We start from the raw sequence: 22,064 nt of genomic DNA, 5'->3' as shown, positions 1-22,064 counted from the left end.
CTTCGATATAGAGCCCTTACGCGCCGAAATGGTCTTTGCCCTCCAACACCAAAGGAGGCCGCGATGGCTGATCTTCTCTATGGGGCGCTGGCCTTGGGCCTGTTCGCCCTGTTCGGCGCATTCGTCGCCGCGCTGAGGCGCGTGTGACCATGCTCGTGAACCTGCTGTGGGCGGCCGGGGCCATCGTGGTCGCCGGCTACATGGTCGCCGCGATGATGCGACCCGACAAGTTCTGACGGATTTTCTCAAATGACTTGGCAAGGATGGGCGGAGATCGCCCTGACCCTGAGCCTGGCGGTCGCCATCGGTTGGCCGCTGGGCGTTTTCATGTCGCGCGTCTGGAATGGCGAGCGCACTTTTCTCGACCCGGTCATGCGACCCGTCGAAGCCTTGTTCTACACCGCCATCGGCGTTGACCCGAAGAAGAGCCAGAGCTGGCATGCCTATGCCCTGGCGCTGCTGACCTTTAACCTGGTCGGCTTCGCGATCACCTATGGCGTCCTGCGCCTGCAAGGCGTTCTGCCGCTGAACCCGCAGGGTTTCCCGGGCCTGTCGGGCCACCTGTCGTTCAACACGGCGATCAGCTTCGTCACCAACACCAACTGGCAGAGCTATGCGGGCGAAACGACGATGTCGACGCTCAGCCAGATGGTCGTGCTGACCGTGCAGAACTTCGTCTCGGCCGCGACCGGCGCGACCGTGGCCGCGGCCCTGGCGCGAGCCTTCCTGGCCAATCGCGGCGAGGGCGTCGGCAACTTCTGGGCCGACCTGATCCGCACCACGCTGTACGTGCTGCTGCCGCTGTCGTTCTTGGTGGCCGTGCTGCTCGTTGCCCTGGGCGTGCCGCAAGCGCTGTCGGCCGGCGTCACCGCCCACACCCTGGAAGGCGCCGACCAGAAGATCTCGCTCTACGCCGTGGCTTCGCAGGAGGCCATCAAGATGCTGGGCATCAACGGCGGCGGCGTCTTCAACGTCAACTCGGCGCACCCGTTCGAGAACCCGACGCCGCTGACCAACCTGATCACGGCGATCTCGATCAACACGTTGGGCTGGGCCGCCTTCTTCGCCTTCGGCCGCATGGTCATGGCCAAGAAGGACGTCCGCGCCCTGGTCATCGCCGCCTTCGTGCTGTTGTTCGCTGGCGCGGCGGGCATCTACGCCACGGAAACCCAGCCTTCTCCGGCCCAGGTCGCGGCCAAGGTCGACACGTCGGTCAACATGGAGGGCAAGGAGGTCCGCTTCGGCGCGCCCGCCACCGCCGCCTGGGCCGCCGCCACGACCGGCGCCTCTAACGGTTCGGTCAACGGCATGCACTCCAGCTTGATGCCCCTGGGCGGCGGCATCGCGATGTTCCTGATGCAACTGGGCGAGATCCTGCCGGGCGGCATCGGCTCGGGCATCGCCATCATGGTCGTCATGGCCCTGCTGTCGGTGTTCGTCGCCGGCCTGATGGTCGGCCGCACGCCCGAATATCTGGGCAAGAAGATCGAGGCCCGCGAGATCCAGTTCTCGATCCTGGCGGTCGTGATCATCCCGCTGTCGATGCTGGGGTTCTCGGGCGTCGCCGCGGTCCTGCCCGAGGCGCTGAAAGGCCTGATGCACACCGGGCCGCACGGTCTGTCGGAGATCCTCTACGCCTACGTCTCCGGCACGGCCAACAACGGCTCGGCCTTCGCCGGCCTGACCGCCAACGCGCCGTGGTGGAACGTCACCTTGGGCATCGCGATGGCCATGGGTCGTTTCCTGCCGATCGTGGCCGTCCTGGCCATCGCCGGCGCCCTGGTCGCCAAGCCCAAGCTCGCCCCGACCGCCGGCGCCATGCCGACCGACGGCGGCCTGTTCGTCGGCCTCCTGATCGGGGTGATCCTGATCCTGGGCGGCCTGCAATTCTTCCCCGCGATGGCGCTGGGACCGATCGTCGAGCACTTCCAAGCGCTCGGCGCGGTCGCGGCCCTTCGCTGAACGGTGACATCATGAGCGCCATCAATATCCGCGCCGGCGGTCTTTCCGGCCCGGTCCTGGCCCGAGCGGCCAAGGATTCCTTCCTCAAGCTCGATCCGCGCAAGCTGACGGGCAATCCGGTGATCTTCGCCACCTGGATCGTGGCCCTGCTCTCGACCGTCTCGGCGGTCGCGGCGGTGGCCAGCCACCAGGCGGCGGGCTTCGCCATCCAGGTCTCGGTGTGGCTGTGGGCCACGGTGCTGTTCGCCAACCTGGCCGAAAGCGTCGCCGAAGGTCGCGGCAAGGCGGCCGCCGACAGCCTGCGCGCCACCCGCGTCACCACCAAGGCCAAGCTGATCGTCGACCCGACCACGGGGACCTACATCCCGACTCCGGCCCACAAGCTGGGTGTCGGCGAGGTGATCCTGGTCGAGGCCGGCGACGTGATCCCGACAGACGGCGAGATCATCGAGGGCATGGCCAGCGTCAACGAAGCGGCCATCACCGGTGAAAGCGCCCCGGTGATCCGCGAGAGCGGCGGCGACCGCTCGGCCGTCACCGGCGGCACCACCATCGTCTCCGACTGGCTGAAGGTGCGAGTCACGGCCGAGGCCGGCAACACCTTCCTCGACCGCATGATCGCCATGGTCGAGGGCGCGGACCGTCGCAAGACTCCGAACGAGATCGCCCTGGCGGTGCTGCTGGCGGGCCTCACCCTGATCTTCCTGATCGCGGTCGTGACCCTGCTGGGCCTGGGCAAATTCTCGGGCGTGGTTTTGGATCCGCTGGTGCTGGGCGCGCTGTTCATCACGCTGATTCCGACGACCATCGGCGGCCTGCTGTCCGCCGTCGGCATCGCCGGCATGGACCGCCTGCTGAAGGTCAACGTCCTGGCCACCTCGGGCCGCGCGGTCGAGGCCGCCGGCGACGTCGACACCCTGTTGCTGGACAAGACCGGCACCATCACCTTTGGCAACCGCATGGCCACCGAAGTGATCCCGGCCCCAGGCGTACGTCCGGAGGCGGCCATGCGCGCCGCTCTCATGGCGTCGCTGGCCGACGAGACCCCGGAAGGCCGCTCGATCATCGAGCTGGCCCGCAACCAGGGCCTGACGGTCGAGCAACCGGTCGGCGCCACGGCGATCCCGTTCACCGCCCAGACCCGCCAGTCGGGCCTGGACCACGACGGCCGTTCTTGGCGGAAGGGCGCGGTGGACGCCGTCTATCGCTCGCTGGCCCTGGAGCCCAAGAGCGTCGCCGCCGAACTGACCGGCGCCGTGGACCGTATCGCCCGCTCGGGCGGCACCCCGCTGGCGGTCAGCGAGGACGGCGTCCTGGTCGGCGTCATCCACCTGAAGGACGTGGTCAAGCCGGGCGTGAAGGAGCGCTTCGCCGACCTGCGTCGCATGGGTCTGCGCACGGTGATGATCACCGGCGACAACCCGGTGACCGCCGCCGCCATCGCCTCGGAGGCCGGCGTAGACGACTTCCTCGCGGAAGCCACGCCCGAGGACAAGCTGCGCCTGATCCGGGAAGAGCAGGGCAAGGGCCGCCTGGTGGCCATGTGCGGCGACGGCGCCAACGACGCGCCCGCGCTCGCCCAGGCCGATGTCGGCGTGGCCATGCAGACCGGCGCCCAGGCCGCGCGCGAAGCGGGCAACATGGTCGATCTCGACAGCGACCCGACCAAGGTCATCGAGATCGTCGAGGTCGGCAAGCAAATGCTGATCACCCGCGGCGCCCTGACGACCTTCTCGATCGCCAACGACGTGGCCAAGTACTTCGCCATCATCCCGGCGATGTTCGTGGCCTCGCTGCCAGCCCTGGGCGCACTGAACGTCATGCACCTGCACAGCCCGCAGAGCGCGATCCTGTCGGCGGTGATCTTCAACGCCCTGGTGATCGTCGCCCTGATCCCTCTGGCCCTAAAGGGCGTGAAGTATCGCGCCATCGGCGCCGGCAAGCTGCTGTCGCGAAACCTGACCCTCTACGGAATCGGCGGCCTGGTCGCCCCGTTCGTCGGCATCAAGCTGATCGACATGATCGTCTCGACCCTGGGGCTGGCCTGATGCTCCGCCCGATCGTCAAGGACTTCGCCTTTGGCGCGGTGGCGATCGGGCTCGTCTTCCTGGCGGCCTTCTCCGCCGAACTCTTCCATTGAAAGAACGACTTCCATGACTTCGCAGTTCGCTTTCCGTGTTCTCGCCGCCGCCTCGGCCCTGGCCCTGTCGGCCGGCGTCGCTCAGGCGCAAGACGGGCCGAAGCCGAGCTACAACCTCGGCGTCGCTTCGGACTACGTGTTCCGTGGCGTTTCCCAGACCCAGGAAGATCCGCAGATCTTCGGCGGCGTCGACCTGAGCGCCGGCGAGTTCTACGCCGGGACCTGGGCCTCGAACGTCGATTTCGGCGACAAGACCGACGCCGAGGTCGATCTCTATGCGGGCTACAAACCCACCGTCGGCGTCGTCTCGCTGGATCTCGGCGTGATCTATTACGGCTATCTCGGCGCGCCCAAGGGCGCCGACTACGGCAATGTCGAGTTCAAGGCCGCCGCCTCGATCCCGGCCGGCAAGGGCGGTCTGGGCGCCGCAGTCTACTATAGCCCCGACAGCTTCGGCGCCGCGGACGAGGCCGTCTATTACGAGCTGAACGGCAGCTACCCGGTCATCGACAAACTGTCGGTCTCGGCCGCCGTTGGCCGCCAGACCTACAACGGCTCGGGCGACTACGCGACCTGGAACGTCGGAGCGGCTTACGCCATCAGCGACCACCTGTCGCTCGACCTCCGCTATCACGACACCGATGAACACGGCTTCGGCAAGATCTATGGCGCGCGCGCCGTGGCGTCGCTGAAGGCCGTGTTCTAGAAGGGAGTTCAAAGCCATGCTTTCACATCTTCGTCCCGCTCTGGTCTCGATGGGCCTGTTCACCGCGCTGCTGGGCGTGGCCTATCCGCTGGCCGTCACCGGCGTCGCCCAGGCGGCGTTTCCGGCCCAGGCCAACGGCAGCCTGATCAAGGACGCCAAGGGCCAGATCGTGGGCTCGGCCCTGATCGGCCAGGTCTTCGCCAAGCCGGAATATTTTCACGGTCGCCCGTCGGCCGCCGGCAATGGTTATGACGCCAGCGCCTCCAGCGGCTCGAACATGGGCCCGCTGAACGACACGCTGATCGAGCGCGAGAAAACCGACGCCGCGAGCCTGCGCGCCGAAAATCCCGGCGTGGCCATTCCCGCCGACGCGGTGACGACCTCGGGCTCGGGTCTGGATCCTGAAATCTCGCCGGCCAACGCTCGCTTCCAAGCGCCCCGCGTGGCCCGCGAACGCGGTGTTCCGGCAAGCCAGGTGACCGCGCTGGTCGACACGCTGGTTCAGCAGCCGCTGCTGGGCTTCATCGGCCAGCCGCGCGTCAACGTGCTGGCGCTCAACAGAGCGCTCGACGCTCGTTTTCCGAAGGGCGGATAGTTGCCGGCGGACGAGCGCTCGCAAAAGGAACCTGGGCGCCCCGACCCGGAGGCGCTCCTGGCCGCCGCCAACAAGGCGGGCCGGGGGCGCCTCAAGGTGTTTCTGGGCATGGCCCCGGGCGTGGGCAAGACCTACGAGATGCTGCGCGCCGCCCGTCGTCGAAAGGCGGAAGGCGTCGATGTCGTGATCGGCGTGGTGGAGACCCACGGACGCCGTGAGACCGAGAGCCTGCTGCGCGGCATGGACGTGCTGCCGCGCAAGCCCATCGAGCATCGCGGCCGCGTCCAGATGGAGTTCGACATCGACGCGGCGCTCGAGCGCAAGCCCAAGGTCCTGCTGGTCGACGAATACGCCCACTCCAACGCCATCGGCTCGCGCCATCCCAAGCGCTGGCAGGATGTCGAGGAACTGCTGGCCGCCGGCGTCGATGTCTGGACCACTCTGAACGTTCAGCACCTGGAGAGCCTGGTCGATGTCGTCCAGCGCATCACCGGCGTGCGCCAGCGTGAGACCGTGCCCGACAGCGCCCTGTCGCGCGCCGACGCGATCGAGCTGGTGGACATCACGCCCGACGAGCTGCGCGAGCGGATGGCGGCCGGCAAGGTCTATGTCCCCGAGACCGCCCGCCTAGCCTCGGAGAATTTCTTCAAGGTCGAGAACCTGACGGCCCTGCGCGAGTTGGCCTTGCGCCGCGCGGCGCAGACGGTGGACGACCAGCTGGTCGCCGCCATGCGTGAAAAGGGCGTCGAGGGGCCCTGGGCGGCGGGCGAGCGGATCCTCGTTTTGGTCAGCGGCGACGCCATGGCCGGCGCCTTGGTCCGCGCGGGCCGGCGGCTGTCGGACATGATGATGGACGCGCCCTGGATCGTCGCCCACGTCGAGCGCACCGACCGACCGGCGGCCGGAGAGGGCAGCGCGGCCCGTCTGCGCGAGGCCTATCGCCTGGCCGAGCAATTGGGTGGAACCACCGTGGCCCTGACCGGCGGCGACATTGTCGCCACCGTGATGGCCTATGCCCGGCGCGGCAACGTCACCCAGATCGTCATCGGAAAATCGGTGGAAAGACGCTGGCGCGAGATCCTCGGTCGCTCCCTGGCCGCTGCTCTGTTGCGCGAGGCGCGGGGGGTGGCGGTGCACGTGGTCACCGAAGCCGCTCCCGAGCGCAAAGCCAGGCCGACGCGGTCGCTGAGCCTGGGGCGCTGGCAGGGCTATGCGATCGGCGCGCTGTTCGTGGCGATCGCTACGCTGACGGCCTGGGGCCTGGATGTCGCCTTCGACCGTGTCGACCTGGGCATGATCTTTCTCGCCGCCGTGCTGGCCGCTGGCGTGCTGTACGGCCTGAGGCCCGCCCTGGCGGCGGCGACCGTGGCCTTCGTCCTCTATAACTACCTGTTCCTGGAGCCGCGCTACAGCTTGGCGATCGGCGCGCCGACGGACTTCATCACCCTGGTGGTGTTCTGGGCCGTGGCCCTGGCCTCCGGTGGCCTGGCTGGTCGAGTCCGCGACCAGGCGCTGGGCTCGCAGCGCCGGGCCGCCGCCGTCGCCACCTTGCTGGCCGCCAGCCGGACGCTCTCGGCCGCCACGGGCCGCGACGCCGTCGTCCGCGCCCTGGCCGAGCAGGTCGCCGCCGCGGCCGGCGGGCGGTCGATGGTGTTCCTGCCCGAGGGCGATGAGATCGCGCCCGCGGCCGGTTCGCCCAGCCTGGAACCGCTGGACGCCGCCCAGATGGCCGCCGCGCGCTGGGCCTGGGAAAAGGGCGAGTCGGCCGGCTTTGGCACAGGCACCTTGCCACAGGCCCGGTGGACCTTTTGGCCGCTGGAGGGCGTGCGCGCCCGCACCGGCGTGGCTGGCGTCGAGGCCGGCGCCGCGCCGCCCGGCTCGGACCTGGAGCGCCTGGTCCTTGCGCTGCTGGAGCAGGGCGCCGTGGCGCTGGAGCGCTCGCAATTGGCCTCCGAGGCGCTGGAGACCGAGACCCTGCGCCGCGCCGATCGCTTCCGCTCGGCCCTCATGAACTCGGTCAGCCACGATCTGCGCACGCCGCTCTCGACCGTGCTAGGCGCCTCGACCACGCTGCTCGACTATGGCGACAAGATGCAGAAGGCCGTGCGCCACGACCTGCTGCTCAGCATTCGCGAAGAGGCCGAGCGCCTGAGCCGCTACGTCGCCAACCTGCTCGACATGACCCGCCTGGAAGGCGGGGGCCTAAAGCTGCGCAGCGACTGGATCGACGTCCGCGACGTGCTCAACGCCGCCGCCGAACGCGTGACCCGGCGCCTGGGCCAGCGGGTGCTGGCGCGCGACTATCCCGCGACCCTGACCCTGGTCCAGGCCGACGCCAGCTTGCTGGAGCAAGTCATTGTCAACATTCTGGAAAACGCCATTACCTACAGCGGCGACGGCAGCCGCATCGAGCTCGCGGTCTACGAAGACCGCGGCAATGTCGTGATCAGCGTCGAGGACGAGGGCAGGGGCGTGCCCGCCGTCGAGCTGGAGCGTATCTTCGACAAGTTCCGCCGCCTGGAGGAGCCCAGCGACCGTCACCAGGGCGCGGGTCTGGGCCTGGCCATCGCCAAGGGTTTCATCGACGCCATGGGCGGCCGCATCGCCGCCGCCAGCCCGATTCACGACGGTCGCGGTACGCGGATGCTGATCAGCCTGCCCAAGGCCATCGCCACGCCGCGCGATCTGCTATGAGCCCTCCATGAGTTCGCGCCACCGCATCCTGGTCATCGACGACGAGCCGCAGATCCACCGCTTCCTGGGTCCGGCGCTAGACGCCGCCGGCTATGAGCCGCTGCGCGCCGACAGCGGCCAGGAAGGCTTGCGGGGCATCGCGCTGTGGTCGCCCGACGCCGTGGTGCTGGACCTCGGACTGCCCGACATGGACGGCAAGGACGTTCTGGAAAAGGCGCGGGCATTCTACGACGGTCCGATCCTGATCCTGTCGGCCCGTGATCGCGAGATCGAGAAGATCGAAGCGCTGGATCGCGGCGCCAACGATTATGTCGAAAAGCCCTTCGGTGTCGGTGAGTTGCTGGCGCGTCTTCGCGCGGCGCTGCGCCAGACTGGACGCACCCAGGCGCCCAGCGGTCCGATCCGCGCTGGCGATGTCGAGATCGATCTGGAGAAGCGCCGCGTCACTCGGGCCGGCGAGGCCGTGAAGCTTTCGCCGCGTGAATACGATGTGCTGACCCGCCTGGCGCTGGGTCACGGCAAGGTCCTGACCCACAAGGAACTGCTGACGGCGGTCTGGGGTCCGGCGCACGCCCACGACACCCAATATCTGCGCGTCTTCGTCGGCCAGCTGCGCCAGAAGCTGGAAGCCGATCCGGCGACGCCGAAACTGCTGCAGACCGAACCAGGCATCGGCTACCGCTTCGTCGGCGACGAATACTGAGGCGACGGACGCCCGCCTTCCCGGTTGGGGAGGCGAGCGCCTTTCGCGTTAGAACTTGGCGCGCACCCCGAAGAAGAAGCGCGAACCGAAGGTCTCGTTGCCGATCCGGCGGACGGCGTTGTTGTTCTCGATCCGGACCTCGTCGGTCAGGTTCACGCCTTCGACGAAGACCGTGATGTTGTCGTTGACGTTGTAGCTGGCCGAGGCGTCCAGCGAGCCGTAGGCCTCGTTGAACTCCGGCAGGCTGCCGCGTCCGACGGCCGTGATCAGCCACTGGTCGCGCCAGTTATAGGAGGCGCGAGCGCTGAACTTCTCGTTCTCGTAGTAGAGCGAGACATTGTAGCTCTTCCGCGACAGGCCTGGGAACGGCAGGATCTCGCCGGTCAGCAGGTTCGTGCCCTTGAAGCCTTCGTCCTTCTGGTAGGTGTAGTTGGCCAGGACCCCGAAGCCGTTGAACGGCGCGGGCAGGAAGTCGAACGCATACTGGCCGCCGATCTCCAGGCCATTGATGTTGACCTGGTCCGTGCCATTGACCGGCCGTGTGATGTTGTAGGTCGTGCCGTCGATGGTCTCGGCCGCGGCCTGGTTGATGATGAACGACGAGATTTCCTTCCGGAAATAGGTCGCCGAGATGAAGCTGTCGCGGCTGAAGTACCACTCCAGGCCCGCGTCATAGGCGGTGGCCTCGAACGGCTGCAGGTCCGGATTGCCGCGCGAGCCGGTCAGGCCGACAACGTCGATGCTGCGGCGCAGGGCTAGCTGGCTGGGCGCGGCGCGGGCCATCACCTTGCTGGCGGCGGCGCGGCCGATCAGCGTGTTGGGGATGATCTCGAAGCGCAGGTTCAGCGACGGCAGGGTCTTGGTGTAGCCGCCTTCCTGCTCGCCCTTGACGAAGTTGACCGGCGCGCCGCCACCGGGACCGGTCGTGCGGTTGTAGCCGGTCGAGACCGTCTTGGTGTCGACCACCCGGACGCCCAGCGTACCGCTGATCGGCACGGGCAGGTTGGCGAAGTCGAAGGCGGCCTGGATATAGGCGCTCTTGGTCTTCTCCTCGACCGACCAGGTGTCGAGGAAGGTCTGGAAGCTGCCCGTGCCGCCAGCGGTCTGGGCCGTGTTGGGGTTGGGATTAACGCCATGGACGTCGTTCTGCAGGCCGGCCGCCGCCAGGGTGGCGTTGTAGGTGGCCAGGGTGTTGTCATTCCAGTAGCGGACCCCGCCCGAGTAACCCAGGTCGCCAGTCTTGAAGAACGGGATGCTGTTGGTCACCGAGTTGCTGTTGACGATGCCCTCGATGGTCGCGCAGGGGACGTTCACCGCGACGGCGGCGCCGCCGCTGGCGTCGTTGCGGCAATTCAGGCGTGTGGTGCGCTGGTACAGGACCTGGTCAGTCTGGAACTGACGCGCCTGGACGCCGCCCTTGATCTGCGTCAGCCACGAATCCGTGGGCTTGTAGGTGATGTTGAACTGCTCGGCGGTCTCTTCCGAGGTATTGTTCCGTGGGTTGAACACGGCGTCCAGGCGGTTGACGCCCTGGCCCGTGGTCACATCCAGGCCCGGGAACGAGAAGTTCGGGGCGCGCTGCCCGCCGGTGTAGTCGATGATCGCGCGCGGCACGCCGAAGACGGTGGCGGTCGAGTTGATCTCGTTGTTCTGGACCTCGGCGTTGGAGTAGTCGAGGCGAGCGTCGAACACCCAGTTGTCCAGCTTCCACTCGCCGCCCAGGGCGGTCGTGTACTGGGTGCGGGTCAGGTCGCCCAGGATGTTGCGGTAGGCCAAATCCATCGGGAAGGCGGCGCTGCTGGTCAGCTCGATATGGTTGACCGTGTTGTCCGAACCCAGCGTCGTCTTGCTGTAGTCGATCAGGCCGCCCGAGGCGCCCAACTGCAGCAGCGTGCTGTTCACCTTCTCGGTGGCCGTGGCGTAGGTGCCGTCGAAATAGGCCTTGAAGTTGTCGTTCGGACGCCATTCCAGGATGCCGTTCAGCGCCTTCCGCTTGGTCTCGCGGCGGTCGATGATCAGGCGGGGGATTTCCGGAACCCAGTCGAGCGTGCCGTCGCCGTTGACGTCGGTGCTGCGCCCGGGCGTCGCGCCCGCGCCGGTGGCCGTGGCCGCGCGGCGAATCCAGCCGGTGGTGCGGGCGTTGTTGCTGTTGAGGTGACGGTTCTCCCAGGTGCCCGACAGCAGCACGCCCAGGGTGTCGTTGAAGAAGGTCTTGCTGCCGATCAGGGCGAACTTGGGGTCGTACTTCTTGGCCAGGTTCGAATAGACGCCCTGGACGGAGCCGGCGATGAAGGGCTCCTTGCTGTCGAACGGACGGCGGGTGATCACCCGCACGGTGCCGCCGATGCCGCCTTCGGCCATGTCGGCGGTCGGCGACTTGACGACGTCCAGGCGCGAGACGAACTCGACCGGGATGTCGCGGAAGTCGACCGCGCGGTCGCTGCCGCCCACGGTCAGGGATAGCGCGGAGGAGCCATTGATCTCGACGCGGTTCAGGCCGGGATCGGCGCCGCGGATGCTGACCCCGCGGCCTTCGCCGTCCTGGCGGCTGATCTGCACGCCGGTCACCCGTTGCAGGGCTTCGGAGAGGTTCTTGTCGGGGAAGTCGCCGATGTCCTCGGCCGAGATGGTGTCGACCACCTGCAGCGAGTTGCGCTTGACGTCCATGGCGCTGCGCAGGCTGGCGCGGATGCCGGTGACGACGATCTCGTCGACGACGGCGGGCTCGGAAGGGGCGGGGGCGGTCTGGGCCGCGGCGGCGCCGGCGACCGAAGACAGCAGGATAGTTGCGACCGCAAGGCGCGAGGCGCCCGACCGCCATTGCGTACGCTGAGACGTATTCATGGGTTTCCTCTCCATTGTGCGAACCCATCGTTGCTCGGCCTGTCTGCCCGTGCAGATCACCCAAGGTCGATGGTCTCATATTTTGGTATTCGATCCCGAATATGGGGAAGATACCGTCATTTCTGCATTCGTGTCGAGAGGGGCGCAAAGTTTCGGCGCCGAAATCCGTACAGCGCCCGAGCCTGCATGAACCATGCGGAGACCGCGCCCAGCGCGCCGCGGTTCAAATAGAAATTTCCGGATGTGGCCCTACGATACCTTGGCTGTATTGGGTTTCAGGGTGTCATCGATGTCGGCTGGAAACCTCGCGGGACCAAACCCGCAACGGCGTCGGATGATGCTAGCCGCCAGTCTGGCGCGTAAGACCGCCGAGAAGGGCCTGGACGGCGCCTGGAGCGATCGCGCGGCCCTGGCGCGTCAGTTGGAGGCTCTGAAGGCAGCTCGGTCGAGCGCCGTGCACGAGGCGATTCGGAGGCCGTGGCCGAAGCGATCCGGGTCTATCTCACTCGTTATGACGTCTGGAGCCAGCCGCTCTATATCGCCGGCGAGAGCCTGCGCCTCGACAGCGGCGTGTTCTTTGATCGCCTGCTGGCGGATCAGGGACTGGAATTGGGCCGCTACGATGGTCGGATCACCGTGAAGTCGCGGCCCGAGGGAACACCATGGTTGCCGACCGGCGACCCCAGCCTGCGGCGAGTGGCCGATCTGATGAACGGCACGTCGTGGATCTATAACGGCAATATCCGCCACGACCTGAGCTTACGGCGGTCGTTCAAGCGCCAGTTCGACGTCTTCGTCGAAGCGGGGAAGTAGGCGCGGCTCTAGCGGCGCCTACAGGTCACGGACATCATTCCCAACTGGATCGACGAGCGGGGAGAGTGTTCTCGATCAGGCTCCCCCGAAGATGAAGTCCGCCTTGTAGTAGCCCTTCGCGGGATCAAGGATGTCGATCGCGAACGGCGCGGACCCGTCGGCCAGATCGGTCAGCCAGGCGGCGTTGGATCGGGCCATGACGCCGACGTCGGCCTTCTCGGCCTCGGCCAGCAGCCAGCCGACCATCGCCGCCTTGGTCCCGAGACCATCGGCGCCATCGCCGCCATAGCTGGCGAAATAGTCGACGCGGGTGTCGATCAGGGCGTGGACCTTGGCGTCGCTCGGAACTCCGCCAAAGATCGCCGCATAGGCCTTCTTCGTGGCGTCGAATAGGGATAGCGCCGCATATTCAGCCGAGAATTTGGCGGCGCCTTCGCCCACCTTGCCGAGATTGACGGCGAAGTTGATGTAGCGGTTCTCCAGATTGAAGAACTGATAGTAGGCGCTGTTGAGGTTGTTGGCGTTGGGGCCGCTCGCCGACACCAGATAGTCGACCCCGGCCTGGCCCGGAATCTTGCCGGTGAAGAACAGGTAGCTCAGCGTCGCGACCGAGGTCGTCTGGTCGGCGGTCTTCACCACCTCGGCTATGGCGCCGGCTTGGGTCGAGGCGCCGGCGGTGATCTTGGCCGTTAGGTCGGCCACCAGAGTTCCGCCGGCGCCCGCCGCCGCGTTGACCCGCAGCAGCGAGGCGATCGCCAAACCCACCGTGGCGTCGCCCAAGTTGATGGTCTTGTCCGCGAAGACCAGGTTTTCGACATTGAGGAGGGTGTCGGCTCCGTCGCGTGGATTGGCGCGGGCGTCGACGACGGTCCAGCCGGACGCCGAAACGCCGATCGTGTAGTCGGCCGCCCGGCCGCCGTAGCGCGCCTCATCGACGCCGGGTCCGCCGTCGATCCTGTCCGCGCCCACGCCGCCCACCAGGATGTCGGCCCCATCGCCACCGTTCAGCGTGTCGTCGCCCGCGCCGCCGAACAGCACGTCGTTTCCGGCCAGACCGCTCAAGGTCTCATTGCGCGCATCACCGACCAGGGCGTCGGCCATCGCGCCGCCGTCGATGCTGCTTCCCGCGTCGCCGGCCAGATGCACGGTGATGTGTTCGGCCCCGTCCCACAGGCCGCGCCAGGCGATCACGTCCATGCGACCGTCGCCATTGACGTCGGCCGCCTGCAGTCGGTCGTACTGCGAAATGTTCAGCCAGCCTTCGGGCAGTTGGACGAACCGGCCCGCGCCGTCGTTCAGAAACACCGCCTGCTTGTGGCTGTTCGACGCCAGGAGGTCGACATAGCCGTCGCCGTTGATGTCGACCAGCTGGGTGCGCGTGTACCAGTCCTCGGTCGTCTGGACGGGCAGCCGGCTGGCGGTCTCGTTCGCGAAGCCGCCCTGCCCATCATTGATCCAGATCTGGGTTGTACCCGGCTTGAACAGATCAACGACAGTGGTCATCACCAGGTCCAGCTTGCCGTCGCCATCGATGTCGGCCGCCTTGGCGTCGATCACGGTTTCGGTCGCGCCGTTCTTGGGCATGGCGAACGCGGAGAGGGCCGTGAAGGCGCCCTTGCCATCATTCCGCAGCAGGCGAGCGTTCTGGCTCTGTGTCTCGTTCGGCGTCAGCAGCAGATCGAGGTCGCCGTCCCCATCGGCGTCGAACAATAGGCTGGTGGGCGAATTGTACTGACCCGCCGTGATATCGGCCGGCAGGCCCGTACGGCTGAGGGTGAAGTTGGCCGCGCCGTCGTTGATCAGGAAATACGGCGCTTCCTCGGTCCCGCCGTTGTAGTTGCCGACATAGAGATCGATGTCCCCATCGCCATCGATGTCCCCCGCGGCGGCCGTATGGCTGAAGTCCGCCAGGCTTGGCAGCCGCGATGTCGCGTTGGTCAGCCCCGTCGCGCCCGACGATAGGAAGAGCGCATTGCGCGCGCCTGGGAAGGGCGCGGCGTCATAGCCGTGGTCGGCGAAGAAGGCGTCGGCCCGGCCGTCCTTGTTGAAGTCGGCGACGACGATCTCCCGTCCATGAACGGTCACAGGCGGCAGGTCGCCGAACAGCGCCGTGGTCGAGTCGGTGAAATTCCCCGCGCCGTCTCCCGTCAGCACCCGGATGGGAACCGCTCGATCCTCCAGCGGATAGAGGAAATAGGAGAGAGCGACGTCGATCTTGCCGTCTCCGTTGAAGTCAGCGACCGCGATCTCGTGGGCCGAAGCGGCCGTAAGACCGCTGCGAAGGACGAGCGCCAGATCCTGGGTCAAGAAGTTGATAGCCATGGAACTCTCCGGCGCGGTTCAACGTGAGGGGGGCGCGGCCTCAGCTAATCCAGACTCATCGGAGCGGCCATCGCCGTTTGTAGGGTGTCGGCGTCGCCCCCTGGACGCCCGGCTCGGCTCACGCCAAGGTTCAGCGCTTTCGACTTTCGGGGACTTGCGTTGGCGGTTGTGGCTTTGGGGTCGGCGCTTGCCTGGGCATGACCTGCCCCTGTTCCTGCGGGCGGTGCTGGACGACGCCGACGCCGTCCTGGCCACGGCGCGAACCGCGCCCGACACCCTGGCCGGCTTGATCGCGGCGGATGCCGCCCAAGCCGAGTTCCTGCCTTTGTTCGATGCGCAGAGCATCGCCGCGGCCGTCTTGGATGCCCATGGCGCCGTCCGGCTCGCGTCGCGCTTGTTCGCGGAGGAGGGGGGCGAGCGCTATATCGATCCGGAGCTCGTCGACCGCGCGCTGCGCTCGGACAAGCCGATCGTGGCGCCGGTCGCGGTCGAGAACGATACCGGCTCGGAGTCGGCCATCTTCGTCTACGCGTCGGCCGCGGCGGCGCTGCCGCTCTGGCATCTGCCGCCGGAACTGGCCGCCGAGACGCCGGCGGGAAAGGTTGTGGTGCTGACGACCTTGGCCGCGCGCGCGGGCCCGGTCGAGCGAGCGTGCGCCGCCTTTGGCCTGACGGGATCTCAGACCCGCGTCGTCCTGGCCGTGATCCGGGCCGGATCGATCAAGGTGGCGGCCGAGATGCTGGGCCTGTCGCACGTCACGGCTCGGGAGACGCTGTCGGACATCTATCGCCGCACTGGCGCGCGGCGCTTGCCAGAGCTGGTGGGCCTGCTTTCCGGCCTGGCATTCGGTCTGTTGCCGTCGCGGTCAGGTCACGCCGAGCTGCTGGTCGACGTCTGGGGGCTGAACCAGAAACAGGCCTCGATAGCGTTGCTGGTCGCTGGCGGAGCCTCGCGTGAGGAGGCGGCCCGCACGCTTGGCTTGTCGGTCTCGGTCGTGCGCAAGGATCTGGAGCAGGTCTTCGCGGCCCTGCGGGTGAGTTCCGCCAGCGAATTGGCGCGGACGGTGGCCGCCATGAGCGCCCTGGCGGCGCTGCTGGGCGCGACCCGAGGGCAGTTGGGCTTTGCCGATCCGCGGGCTGAACCGCTGCGTCTGCTACCGCGGGCGGATGGGACGCGCATCGCCTGGAGCGACTACGGCCCGGCCGGGGCGAGGCCCGTCCTGATCGTCCATTCCAGCATGACGTCTCGGATCGCGCCGTCGGGTCTCGTCACCGCCTTGCAGGACGCCAGCTTCCGCGTCCTGTCCATCGACCGGCCCGGCTTTGGCATGACCGACACCGTCCCGGGATCGCGCGCGGGCGAGCATGATCCTTTCGACGCCTCGGCGCATGACGTGATCGCGCTGCTGGACGCGCTGCGGCTGCCAGTGATCGACGTCGTCGCGCGGGGCGGCGCCCAGGCGGTGCTGGCCCTGGCCCGCCTCGCGCCAGGCCGGCTGGGCAAGGTCGTGCTGGTCAATCCCGACCCGCCGTCCGTCGCCGACGGTCGCCGACACGGGCCACTGGGCGCCTTCAAGGAAGCCTATCTTCGCCGACCGGAACTGATCGGCGCCTTCGCGCGCCTACTGGCCGGCAGCCTGACGCGCGAGCGCCTCAACCGCATGGTTCGCCAGTCGATGCGGGGCAGTCCGCCGGACGAAGCGGCCGCCACCGACCCGCGCATGGCGGAAGACTACTGGCGATCGGTGCGGATGTTCGCGACGGGGCGGATCGAGGGCTATGTCAACGAGCAGGTGGCGATCGCGCGCGGCGGCGAGCTGGAGCCGATGCCGGGGTTGACCCATTGGTCGATCCTGATTGGAGCGCACGACACGATGCACGATCCGCGGCAGGTCGAGCGTTACTGGCGCGATGTGCTGCCGGACAGTCATTTCGCGTTGGCGCCGGAAGCCGGACGCTTCCTGGCCATGACCCACGCCTACCGTGTGGTGGAAGCCCTGCGAGGCTGACCTAGCACGCCCCCCTTGCGCCTCAGCATGCTCGGCTTGAGGCGATATTGGCCCGCGATCGGGTGTGGATGGCGTCGAAACCGTACACCATCGCGGGCTCTCGCAGCTGCTTCTCGATCGCCGCACGGACCGGCGCCTCGCGATCATAGGCCGCGCGTAGCTCCGCGGCCCGCAACGCCACCCGCGGCGGGCGGCGCTCCTCCGGCGTCTGGAACAGACCCAGAAAGTCGCCGATGTGGGGCTGCGACAGGAAGAGGGCCAACGGCGCCGAAAAGATCAGGCCCAGATAGACCGGGCTGGACCACCAGAACATTACTGGATCCAGCGTGAAGACCAGGACCGCGGCGACGCCGCCAATGCCCATGTGCGCGCGGTGAACGCGCCAGGCCTCGCGGCGGGTCAGGCGGCCGGGGTCACGCTGTTGCGTCGCCCAGCCGGCGTCGCGGCCCAGCAGCACCTGCAACACCGATACGCTCTGCATCAGCATCAAGACGGGCGCGACCAGGGCCGACAGCACGACCTCCATCAGCATGCTGACGACGAAACGATAGCCGCCGCCGAACGCCTTGCGTTGGGTGCGGCCGCGCAGGATCAGCGCTCCCGCCATCAGCTTCGGAGCGATCAGCAGCGCCATGGTCAGGCCGAACAGCCAGGCCGCGGCGTCGGCGCGGATCAGCATCGAGGGACCGCCTTGCTCCATCCAGACGCCGGCCCCGGCGATCAGCAGGAAAAGCCACAGCGGCGAGGTGGCGTAGGACAGAACGCCGCGCAGCAGGTGCAGGCGGCTGATCCAGTGCAGCCCCTTGGCCCCGATCACGCCCAGGTGCTGCAGGTTGCCCTGGCACCAGCGGCGGTCGCGGATGGCCATGTCGAGGATGGTCGGCGGGGTTTCCTCGTAGCTGCCGTGTAGGTCGGTCGCGAGGCCGATCTTCCAACCGCCCCGACGCATCAAGGCCGCTTCGACGAAGTCGTGGCTCATGATGTGGCCGCCGAACGGACGCGGTCCCGGCAGATGCGGCAGCCCCGCCTGCTCGGCGAAGGCCCGTGTGCGGATGATGGCGTTGTGGCCCCAGTAGTTGCCCTCCGACCCCGACCACCAGTCCTGGCCGGCCGCCAGCATCGAGCCGTAGGCGCGCGAGGCGAACTGCTGCAGGCGGGCGAAGGGCGTTTCGCCGTTGATGATCGAGGGCGAGGTCTGCAGCAAACCCAGCTTCGGGTCGCGTTCCATGCGGGCGGTCAGCCGGATGACGGTGTCGCCGGTCATCAGGCTGTCGGCGTCCAGGATCAGCATCTGCTCGTAGGCCCCGCCGAAGCGCTCGACCCATTCGGCGATGTTGCCGGCCTTGCGGTCGGTGTTCTTCTCGCGGCGGCGATAGAAGATCCGCGCCTTGGGGCCCAGCCGGGCGCGCAGCCGCAGCACGCCCACGGCCTCTTCACGCGCCACCGCCTCGACGCGCGTGTCGCTGAGCACGAAGAAGTCGTAGAGTTCGGCCACCTCGCGCTGGTCCAGCTCCTCGTACATGGCCTGGATGGCGGCCAGGATGCGGCCTGGATCCTCGTTATAGGTTGGCGCCAATAGGGCGGTGCGGGTCAGGATCACCGGCTGGGGCTGCTCGCGCCCCTCCGCGCCGCGCCAGCAGGTCCAAAAGCCGCCGATGGCGCTCATGAAGGCGAAGGCCACCCAGGCGAATAGCAGCACGAACAGACTGAAGGCAATCCCGTCGACCAGGCTCAGCCCGTTGGGCGAGAACAGCAGCGCCGTGATGACGGCCGCCACCCCGGTCAGCGCCGCCGAGCCGAACAGCAGGAACGCGCGGCGTCCCGCGATATTCTCGCCGGTCAGCCGGGCCAACTGTCCCGTCCGCAACGACTGGGCGGGCATGGCCAGGGGCTTTTCGGCCGGGACCCATTCGGCGAACGGCCCCGTCGCGGCGACGGCCGTTCTCGGGGGCGGCGTCTGGGCCTGTGGCGGCGCGGGATGGGGGCGGGCGGTTCTGCGCCGCAGGGAAGACAACAAAGCCACTACACTCTTCGTTCGGGGGAGGCGGGTCGCCGTTGATCTCGGAGAGGCCAAGCTCGCGAAGGCCGGGTTGGTTTCACGGCGCTGGCGGAAAAATCAGCGCCGTCCAGGTTTCGCTTATCGGGCGCCCATGTTGCCGCAAGACGACGCGCACATCGGCTGGTTCGGCGGCATCGCAGACCACGTCGAAGGTGACCCGCCACAGGGCGTCGGTCTCGGCCTCGTGGCGCGCGCCCGGATAGTGGGACAGCAGCCGGATCTGGCCGTTGCGGGCGGTGACGTCGGCCTCGATATCGATGGCCGTGCGCAGCGCCAAGAGGTTCGCGCCACGGAACTCGACCGCGATCTTGCGGCCTTGGGCGGCGGCCTGACGGCCGGGTTCGCCCGGCCGGCCCGAGCGCGTGGCCACGACCCGCGCCAGGTCGGTGTCCGGCGCCTCCGCCGTCCAGTGCAGGCGATAGCTCAGCTCAACCTTGCCGCCCGCCTTCACCGGTTCGTCCGGCGTCCAGAAGGCGACGATGTTGTCGTCGGTCTCGCTGCTGGTGGGGATCTCGACCAGGCGCACCGAGCCCTTGCCCCAATCCCCGATCGGCTCGACCCAGACGCTGGGGCGGCGCTCGGCCTTGGCCTGGTCGTCGTGATAATGCTCGAAGTCGCGGTCGCGCTGGATCAGGCCGAAACCCTTGGGGGTCTCGTCGCTGAAGACGCTGGTGACGACGCGGCTGGGGTTGGAGAGCGGCCGCCATAGACGCTCGCCCGCGCCGGTCCAGATCGCCAAGCCGTCGGAATCGTGGATCTCGGGGCGCCAGTCCGGGGCCGGGCCAGCGCGGTCCTCGCCGTACCAGAACATGCTGGTTAGGGGCGCGAAGCCCATCTGGTCAAAGGCCCGTCTGAAGAAGACGCTGGCCTGAACGGTCTGGGTCAGCGCCAGGCCTTCGCGGTCGTTGACGAACTTGTATGCGCCGACGATCCCCGGACTCTCCATCAGAGCATGGATGACCAGGCGGCCAGCGGCGTCGCGTTCAAGCCAGACTTCTCGCCAGTCCGGAAACTCCTCGGGCTGGATGGCGTAGGTGTCGGCCGCGATGGCGCGCGCCGACAAGCCGTACTGGCCGAAAGGGGCAGGGGACCGGAAATAGGATGCGCCATGGAAGACCAGCCACTCGCCGCGGTCGTCGCGGCTGATGGCGCGGAAGCCGGAAAAGCCCGCCTTTGCCGGCAAGGCTCGGACCGGACTGCCCACCGGCGAAGAGAGCATGGTCGGGTCGTAGACGAGGGGCGTGGCGCGGCCGTTCTCGACCAGGTTGAAGGCCACGGTCTTGGCGACGCCCCGGCTGAGCGGAAAGAACTCGATGCCCCAGTCGTCGCCCCAGAGGGGGATCTTCTCACGATAGAACCCGACCGCCTGGACGGCGTCATAGTCCATGGCCGCGACCTCGGGCGGCGGCGGCGGCGGGGCGACGTAAGGACGGTCGGCCAGGGCGCTCGCGCGCGCTCGCACGGTGTCGAAGGAGCAGGTCGCGGGGCGCGCATCGGCTCGCGCGGGCGACAGGTTCGCGGCGACGGCGCCGCCGGCGAGGAGCGTCAGGGCGGCGCGGCGATCAAACAGGGGCAATGGAAAACCTCGGGCGAGTACCGACTCGGCGCGCGGATAAAGGAGACTTGAGGCCGAAATGGTTCAACGGGATCGCAGCAGAGATTAGCCGCAGGCAGAGCGCTTTGCTGTTTCGCTGTGTGGCCATTCATTGACGCTAGCTTACACACCGAGCCCTACGAAGCAGAATGGTCAGCGGCGCCAGGAAGACGCTGGCCAAGAAAAATAGAAAAGCGCGTTCGACGCGACCATGGCCAGGGTCCTGGGGACTGAAGGCACGGCCTCTACAAGGCCGAGGTCATCCACCGGCGCGGCCCTTGGCGCTCCTACGAGGCCGTCGAGTACGCCACGCGGGCTCCTCGAGCCCATCGGCGATATCCCGCCCGCCGAAGCCGAGGCCGCCTACCATGCCGCGCTCACGCCGTCCGCTATGGCCGAATGACCCAAACCAAATGGCCTCCGGCAAACCCGGGGCGGTTCAGGCTGTCCATCATTCCCTTCGCAACGGCCTGGATGGAGCAACCCATTTCCAGCGGGTCCCCGTCGCCACCTATGGGGTGGTCCTGCTACTCACGGCCTTCGCGTTCAAGATCCTGGCCGCGCGGCTCGTGCGCCAAGAAGGCCAGCGATCCGAACTCGCCGCGGCCTTGGGCCGGGACCGCAAGCTACATCTTAGAGACCCACCAAGCATGGCCTTGATCCGGCCATGGGTGGCGATGAAGGTGGCGTCGTCCCACTGCGAAGAGCCTTCAATGTCCGGCAATGCTCAAACTCGTCGGACCGCGATCGGCGGCGCCGTGCTGACGATGGCCTCGGCCCGTTCCCCGGCGGCCCTCGCCGCGCCACGGGTCGACGTCAGGACAGGACTGGAGACCGGAGCGATCCGGGCCATCGGCGTCGAGACGGCGCGGACGGACTATCAGGGCCGTCCCGCCCTGCGCGCCTCGGCGTTGGAAAACACCCCGGGGCTCGATCGGCTGGTGGTGCTGGACACGCCCGCCTTCGGCGACGGCCTCATCGAGGCCTGGATCAGCGGCGCCCCGAGCGCTACGGCTAGCGCCACGGCGCGAGGCTTCGTGGGCGTGGCCTTCCGGGTGCGCGACGAGGCCAAGCTGGAGGCCATCTATCTGCGTCCGACCAACGGCCGGGCCGACGACCAGCTGCGCCGCAACCATGCCGTCCAGTACATCTCGCACCCCGACCACCCCTGGGAGCGGCTGCGCGCCGAAGCCCCGGCCAAGTACGAGACCTATGTCGATCTCGAACCGGGTCGGTGGACGCATGTGCGGATCGTGGTGGCGGGACCCAAGGCCCAGCTACATGTCGACGGCGCCGAACAGCCGACCCTGATCGTCGGCGACCTAAAGCACGGCGCCAACGCCAAGGGCGCCGTGGCGCTCTGGATCGGCCCCGGCACGCTTGCCCATTTCAGCGGCGTGCGGGTCACGTCCTAGGCTGTCGTGAGGACCAAGCGCTTCAGCGCGACAGCAAGGCCGATGGCGGCGATGGCGACCGCTCCAGACGATCGTCCCATTCGCGCCGACGCCTTGTTCGCGCGCGATGGCTTCGGGGGATAGCGACCGGGGTTAAGTTCGGACGGGTTCCGGGACGCCCTGGGCCTGCTTCGCCCAGTTTGGCGTGGCGTTCCGCCAAGCCGAGGGCC

13 protein-coding genes and 1 pseudogene are annotated in these 22,064 nt (G+C 67.9%); 10 read left to right on the top strand and 4 right to left on the bottom strand.

Annotated features, from left to right (window positions below; genetic code table 11):
* Nucleotides 1-249 precede the first annotated feature (249 nt).
* The 6 genes from kdpA (at nucleotide 250) to ACW173_RS18940 (ending at nucleotide 8,800) form a co-directional block, all read left to right on the top strand.
* Entirely contained in the window at nucleotides 250-1,962 is a 1,713-nt protein-coding gene (kdpA, locus tag ACW173_RS18965) for a potassium-transporting ATPase subunit KdpA (protein ID WP_492081644.1), read from the top strand.
* 11 nt (nucleotides 1,963-1,973) lie between these two features.
* Complete coding sequence (kdpB, locus tag ACW173_RS18960) at nucleotides 1,974-4,010, top strand: potassium-transporting ATPase subunit KdpB (protein WP_492081643.1); 2,037 nt, start codon at nucleotides 1,974-1,976, stop codon at nucleotides 4,008-4,010.
* Between the two features lie 105 nt (nucleotides 4,011-4,115).
* Entirely contained in the window at nucleotides 4,116-4,808 is a 693-nt protein-coding gene (locus ACW173_RS18955) for a TorF family putative porin (RefSeq protein ID WP_492081642.1), read from the top strand.
* A 16-nt stretch (nucleotides 4,809-4,824) separates the two neighbouring features.
* The gene (gene kdpC / locus ACW173_RS18950) at nucleotides 4,825-5,403 is read left to right on the top strand and encodes a potassium-transporting ATPase subunit KdpC (protein WP_492081641.1); all 579 of its coding nucleotides are present in this window, start codon (nucleotides 4,825-4,827) and stop codon (nucleotides 5,401-5,403) included.
* Nucleotides 5,404-8,097: a DUF4118 domain-containing protein gene (locus tag ACW173_RS18945; protein WP_492081640.1), complete on the top strand. Its 2,694-nt coding sequence runs from the start codon at nucleotides 5,404-5,406 to the stop codon at nucleotides 8,095-8,097.
* Between the two features lie 7 nt (nucleotides 8,098-8,104).
* Nucleotides 8,105-8,800 carry a winged helix-turn-helix domain-containing protein gene (locus ACW173_RS18940; protein WP_492081639.1) on the top strand — a complete coding sequence of 232 codons (696 nt, stop codon included), beginning with the start codon at nucleotides 8,105-8,107 and terminating at the stop codon, nucleotides 8,798-8,800.
* 48 nt (nucleotides 8,801-8,848) lie between these two features.
* Here the strand turns inward: ACW173_RS18940 and ACW173_RS18935 are convergent, their stop codons facing one another.
* On the bottom strand, nucleotides 8,849-11,644 hold the full coding sequence (locus ACW173_RS18935) for a TonB-dependent receptor (protein ID WP_492081638.1): 2,796 nt from the start codon (nucleotides 11,642-11,644) through the stop codon (nucleotides 8,849-8,851).
* Between the two features lie 477 nt (nucleotides 11,645-12,121).
* Between ACW173_RS18935 and ACW173_RS18930 the strand changes: the two genes are divergently transcribed.
* A complete protein-coding gene (locus ACW173_RS18930; RefSeq protein ID WP_492081637.1) occupies nucleotides 12,122-12,457 on the top strand; it encodes a hypothetical protein in 336 nt (111 codons plus the stop codon).
* A gap of 75 nt (nucleotides 12,458-12,532) precedes the next feature.
* Here ACW173_RS18930 and ACW173_RS18925 read toward each other — a convergent pair whose 3' ends face one another.
* Complete coding sequence (locus ACW173_RS18925) at nucleotides 12,533-14,779, bottom strand: FG-GAP-like repeat-containing protein (protein ID WP_492081636.1); 2,247 nt, start codon at nucleotides 14,777-14,779, stop codon at nucleotides 12,533-12,535.
* A gap of 187 nt (nucleotides 14,780-14,966) precedes the next feature.
* Here ACW173_RS18925 and ACW173_RS18920 point away from each other — a divergent pair, with 187 nt between their 5' ends.
* Nucleotides 14,967-16,787 carry an alpha/beta fold hydrolase gene (locus ACW173_RS18920; protein WP_492081635.1) on the top strand — a complete coding sequence of 607 codons (1,821 nt, stop codon included), beginning with the start codon at nucleotides 14,967-14,969 and terminating at the stop codon, nucleotides 16,785-16,787.
* A gap of 22 nt (nucleotides 16,788-16,809) precedes the next feature.
* On the opposite strand, the gene mdoH is transcribed toward ACW173_RS18920, so the two are convergent.
* Both mdoH and ACW173_RS18910 read right to left on the bottom strand, forming a co-directional pair.
* Nucleotides 16,810-18,810, bottom strand: a complete 2,001-nt coding sequence (mdoH, locus tag ACW173_RS18915; protein ID WP_492081634.1) for a glucans biosynthesis glucosyltransferase MdoH — start codon at nucleotides 18,808-18,810, stop codon at nucleotides 16,810-16,812.
* Between the two features lie 73 nt (nucleotides 18,811-18,883).
* Complete coding sequence (locus tag ACW173_RS18910; RefSeq protein ID WP_492081633.1) at nucleotides 18,884-20,422, bottom strand: OpgD/OpgG family glucan biosynthesis protein; 1,539 nt, start codon at nucleotides 20,420-20,422, stop codon at nucleotides 18,884-18,886.
* Nucleotides 20,423-20,677: 255 nt separating this feature from the next.
* Here ACW173_RS18910 and ACW173_RS18905 point away from each other — a divergent pair.
* Nucleotides 20,678-20,843: pseudogene (locus ACW173_RS18905) on the top strand (IS3 family transposase); the annotation flags it as partial.
* Between the two features lie 310 nt (nucleotides 20,844-21,153).
* On the top strand, nucleotides 21,154-21,855 hold the full coding sequence (locus ACW173_RS18900; RefSeq protein ID WP_492081632.1) for a hypothetical protein: 702 nt from the start codon (nucleotides 21,154-21,156) through the stop codon (nucleotides 21,853-21,855).
* Nucleotides 21,856-22,064 lie beyond the last annotated feature (209 nt).

The sequence above is a fragment of the Caulobacter sp. ALps2 genome (genome assembly GCF_058681635.1).
The sequence above is the reverse complement of the archived record's forward strand: the minus strand, read 5'-3'. Positions and strand labels throughout refer to the sequence as shown.

Bases quoted from the DNA above. Each gene is read 5' to 3' on its own strand.
- kdpA (WP_492081644.1), top strand. From the start codon at position 250: ATGACTTGGCAAGGATGGGCGGAGATCGCCCTGACCCTGAGCCTGGCG.
- kdpB (WP_492081643.1), top strand. From the start codon at position 1,974: ATGAGCGCCATCAATATCCGCGCCGGCGGTCTTTCCGGCCCGGTCCTG.
- ACW173_RS18955 (WP_492081642.1), top strand. From the start codon at position 4,116: ATGACTTCGCAGTTCGCTTTCCGTGTTCTCGCCGCCGCCTCGGCCCTG.
- kdpC (WP_492081641.1), top strand. From the start codon at position 4,825: ATGCTTTCACATCTTCGTCCCGCTCTGGTCTCGATGGGCCTGTTCACC.
- ACW173_RS18940 (WP_492081639.1), top strand. From the start codon at position 8,105: ATGAGTTCGCGCCACCGCATCCTGGTCATCGACGACGAGCCGCAGATC.
- ACW173_RS18935 (WP_492081638.1), bottom strand. From the start codon at position 11,644: ATGAATACGTCTCAGCGTACGCAATGGCGGTCGGGCGCCTCGCGCCTT.
- ACW173_RS18925 (WP_492081636.1), bottom strand. From the start codon at position 14,779: ATGGCTATCAACTTCTTGACCCAGGATCTGGCGCTCGTCCTTCGCAGC.
- ACW173_RS18900 (WP_492081632.1), top strand. From the start codon at position 21,154: ATGTCCGGCAATGCTCAAACTCGTCGGACCGCGATCGGCGGCGCCGTG.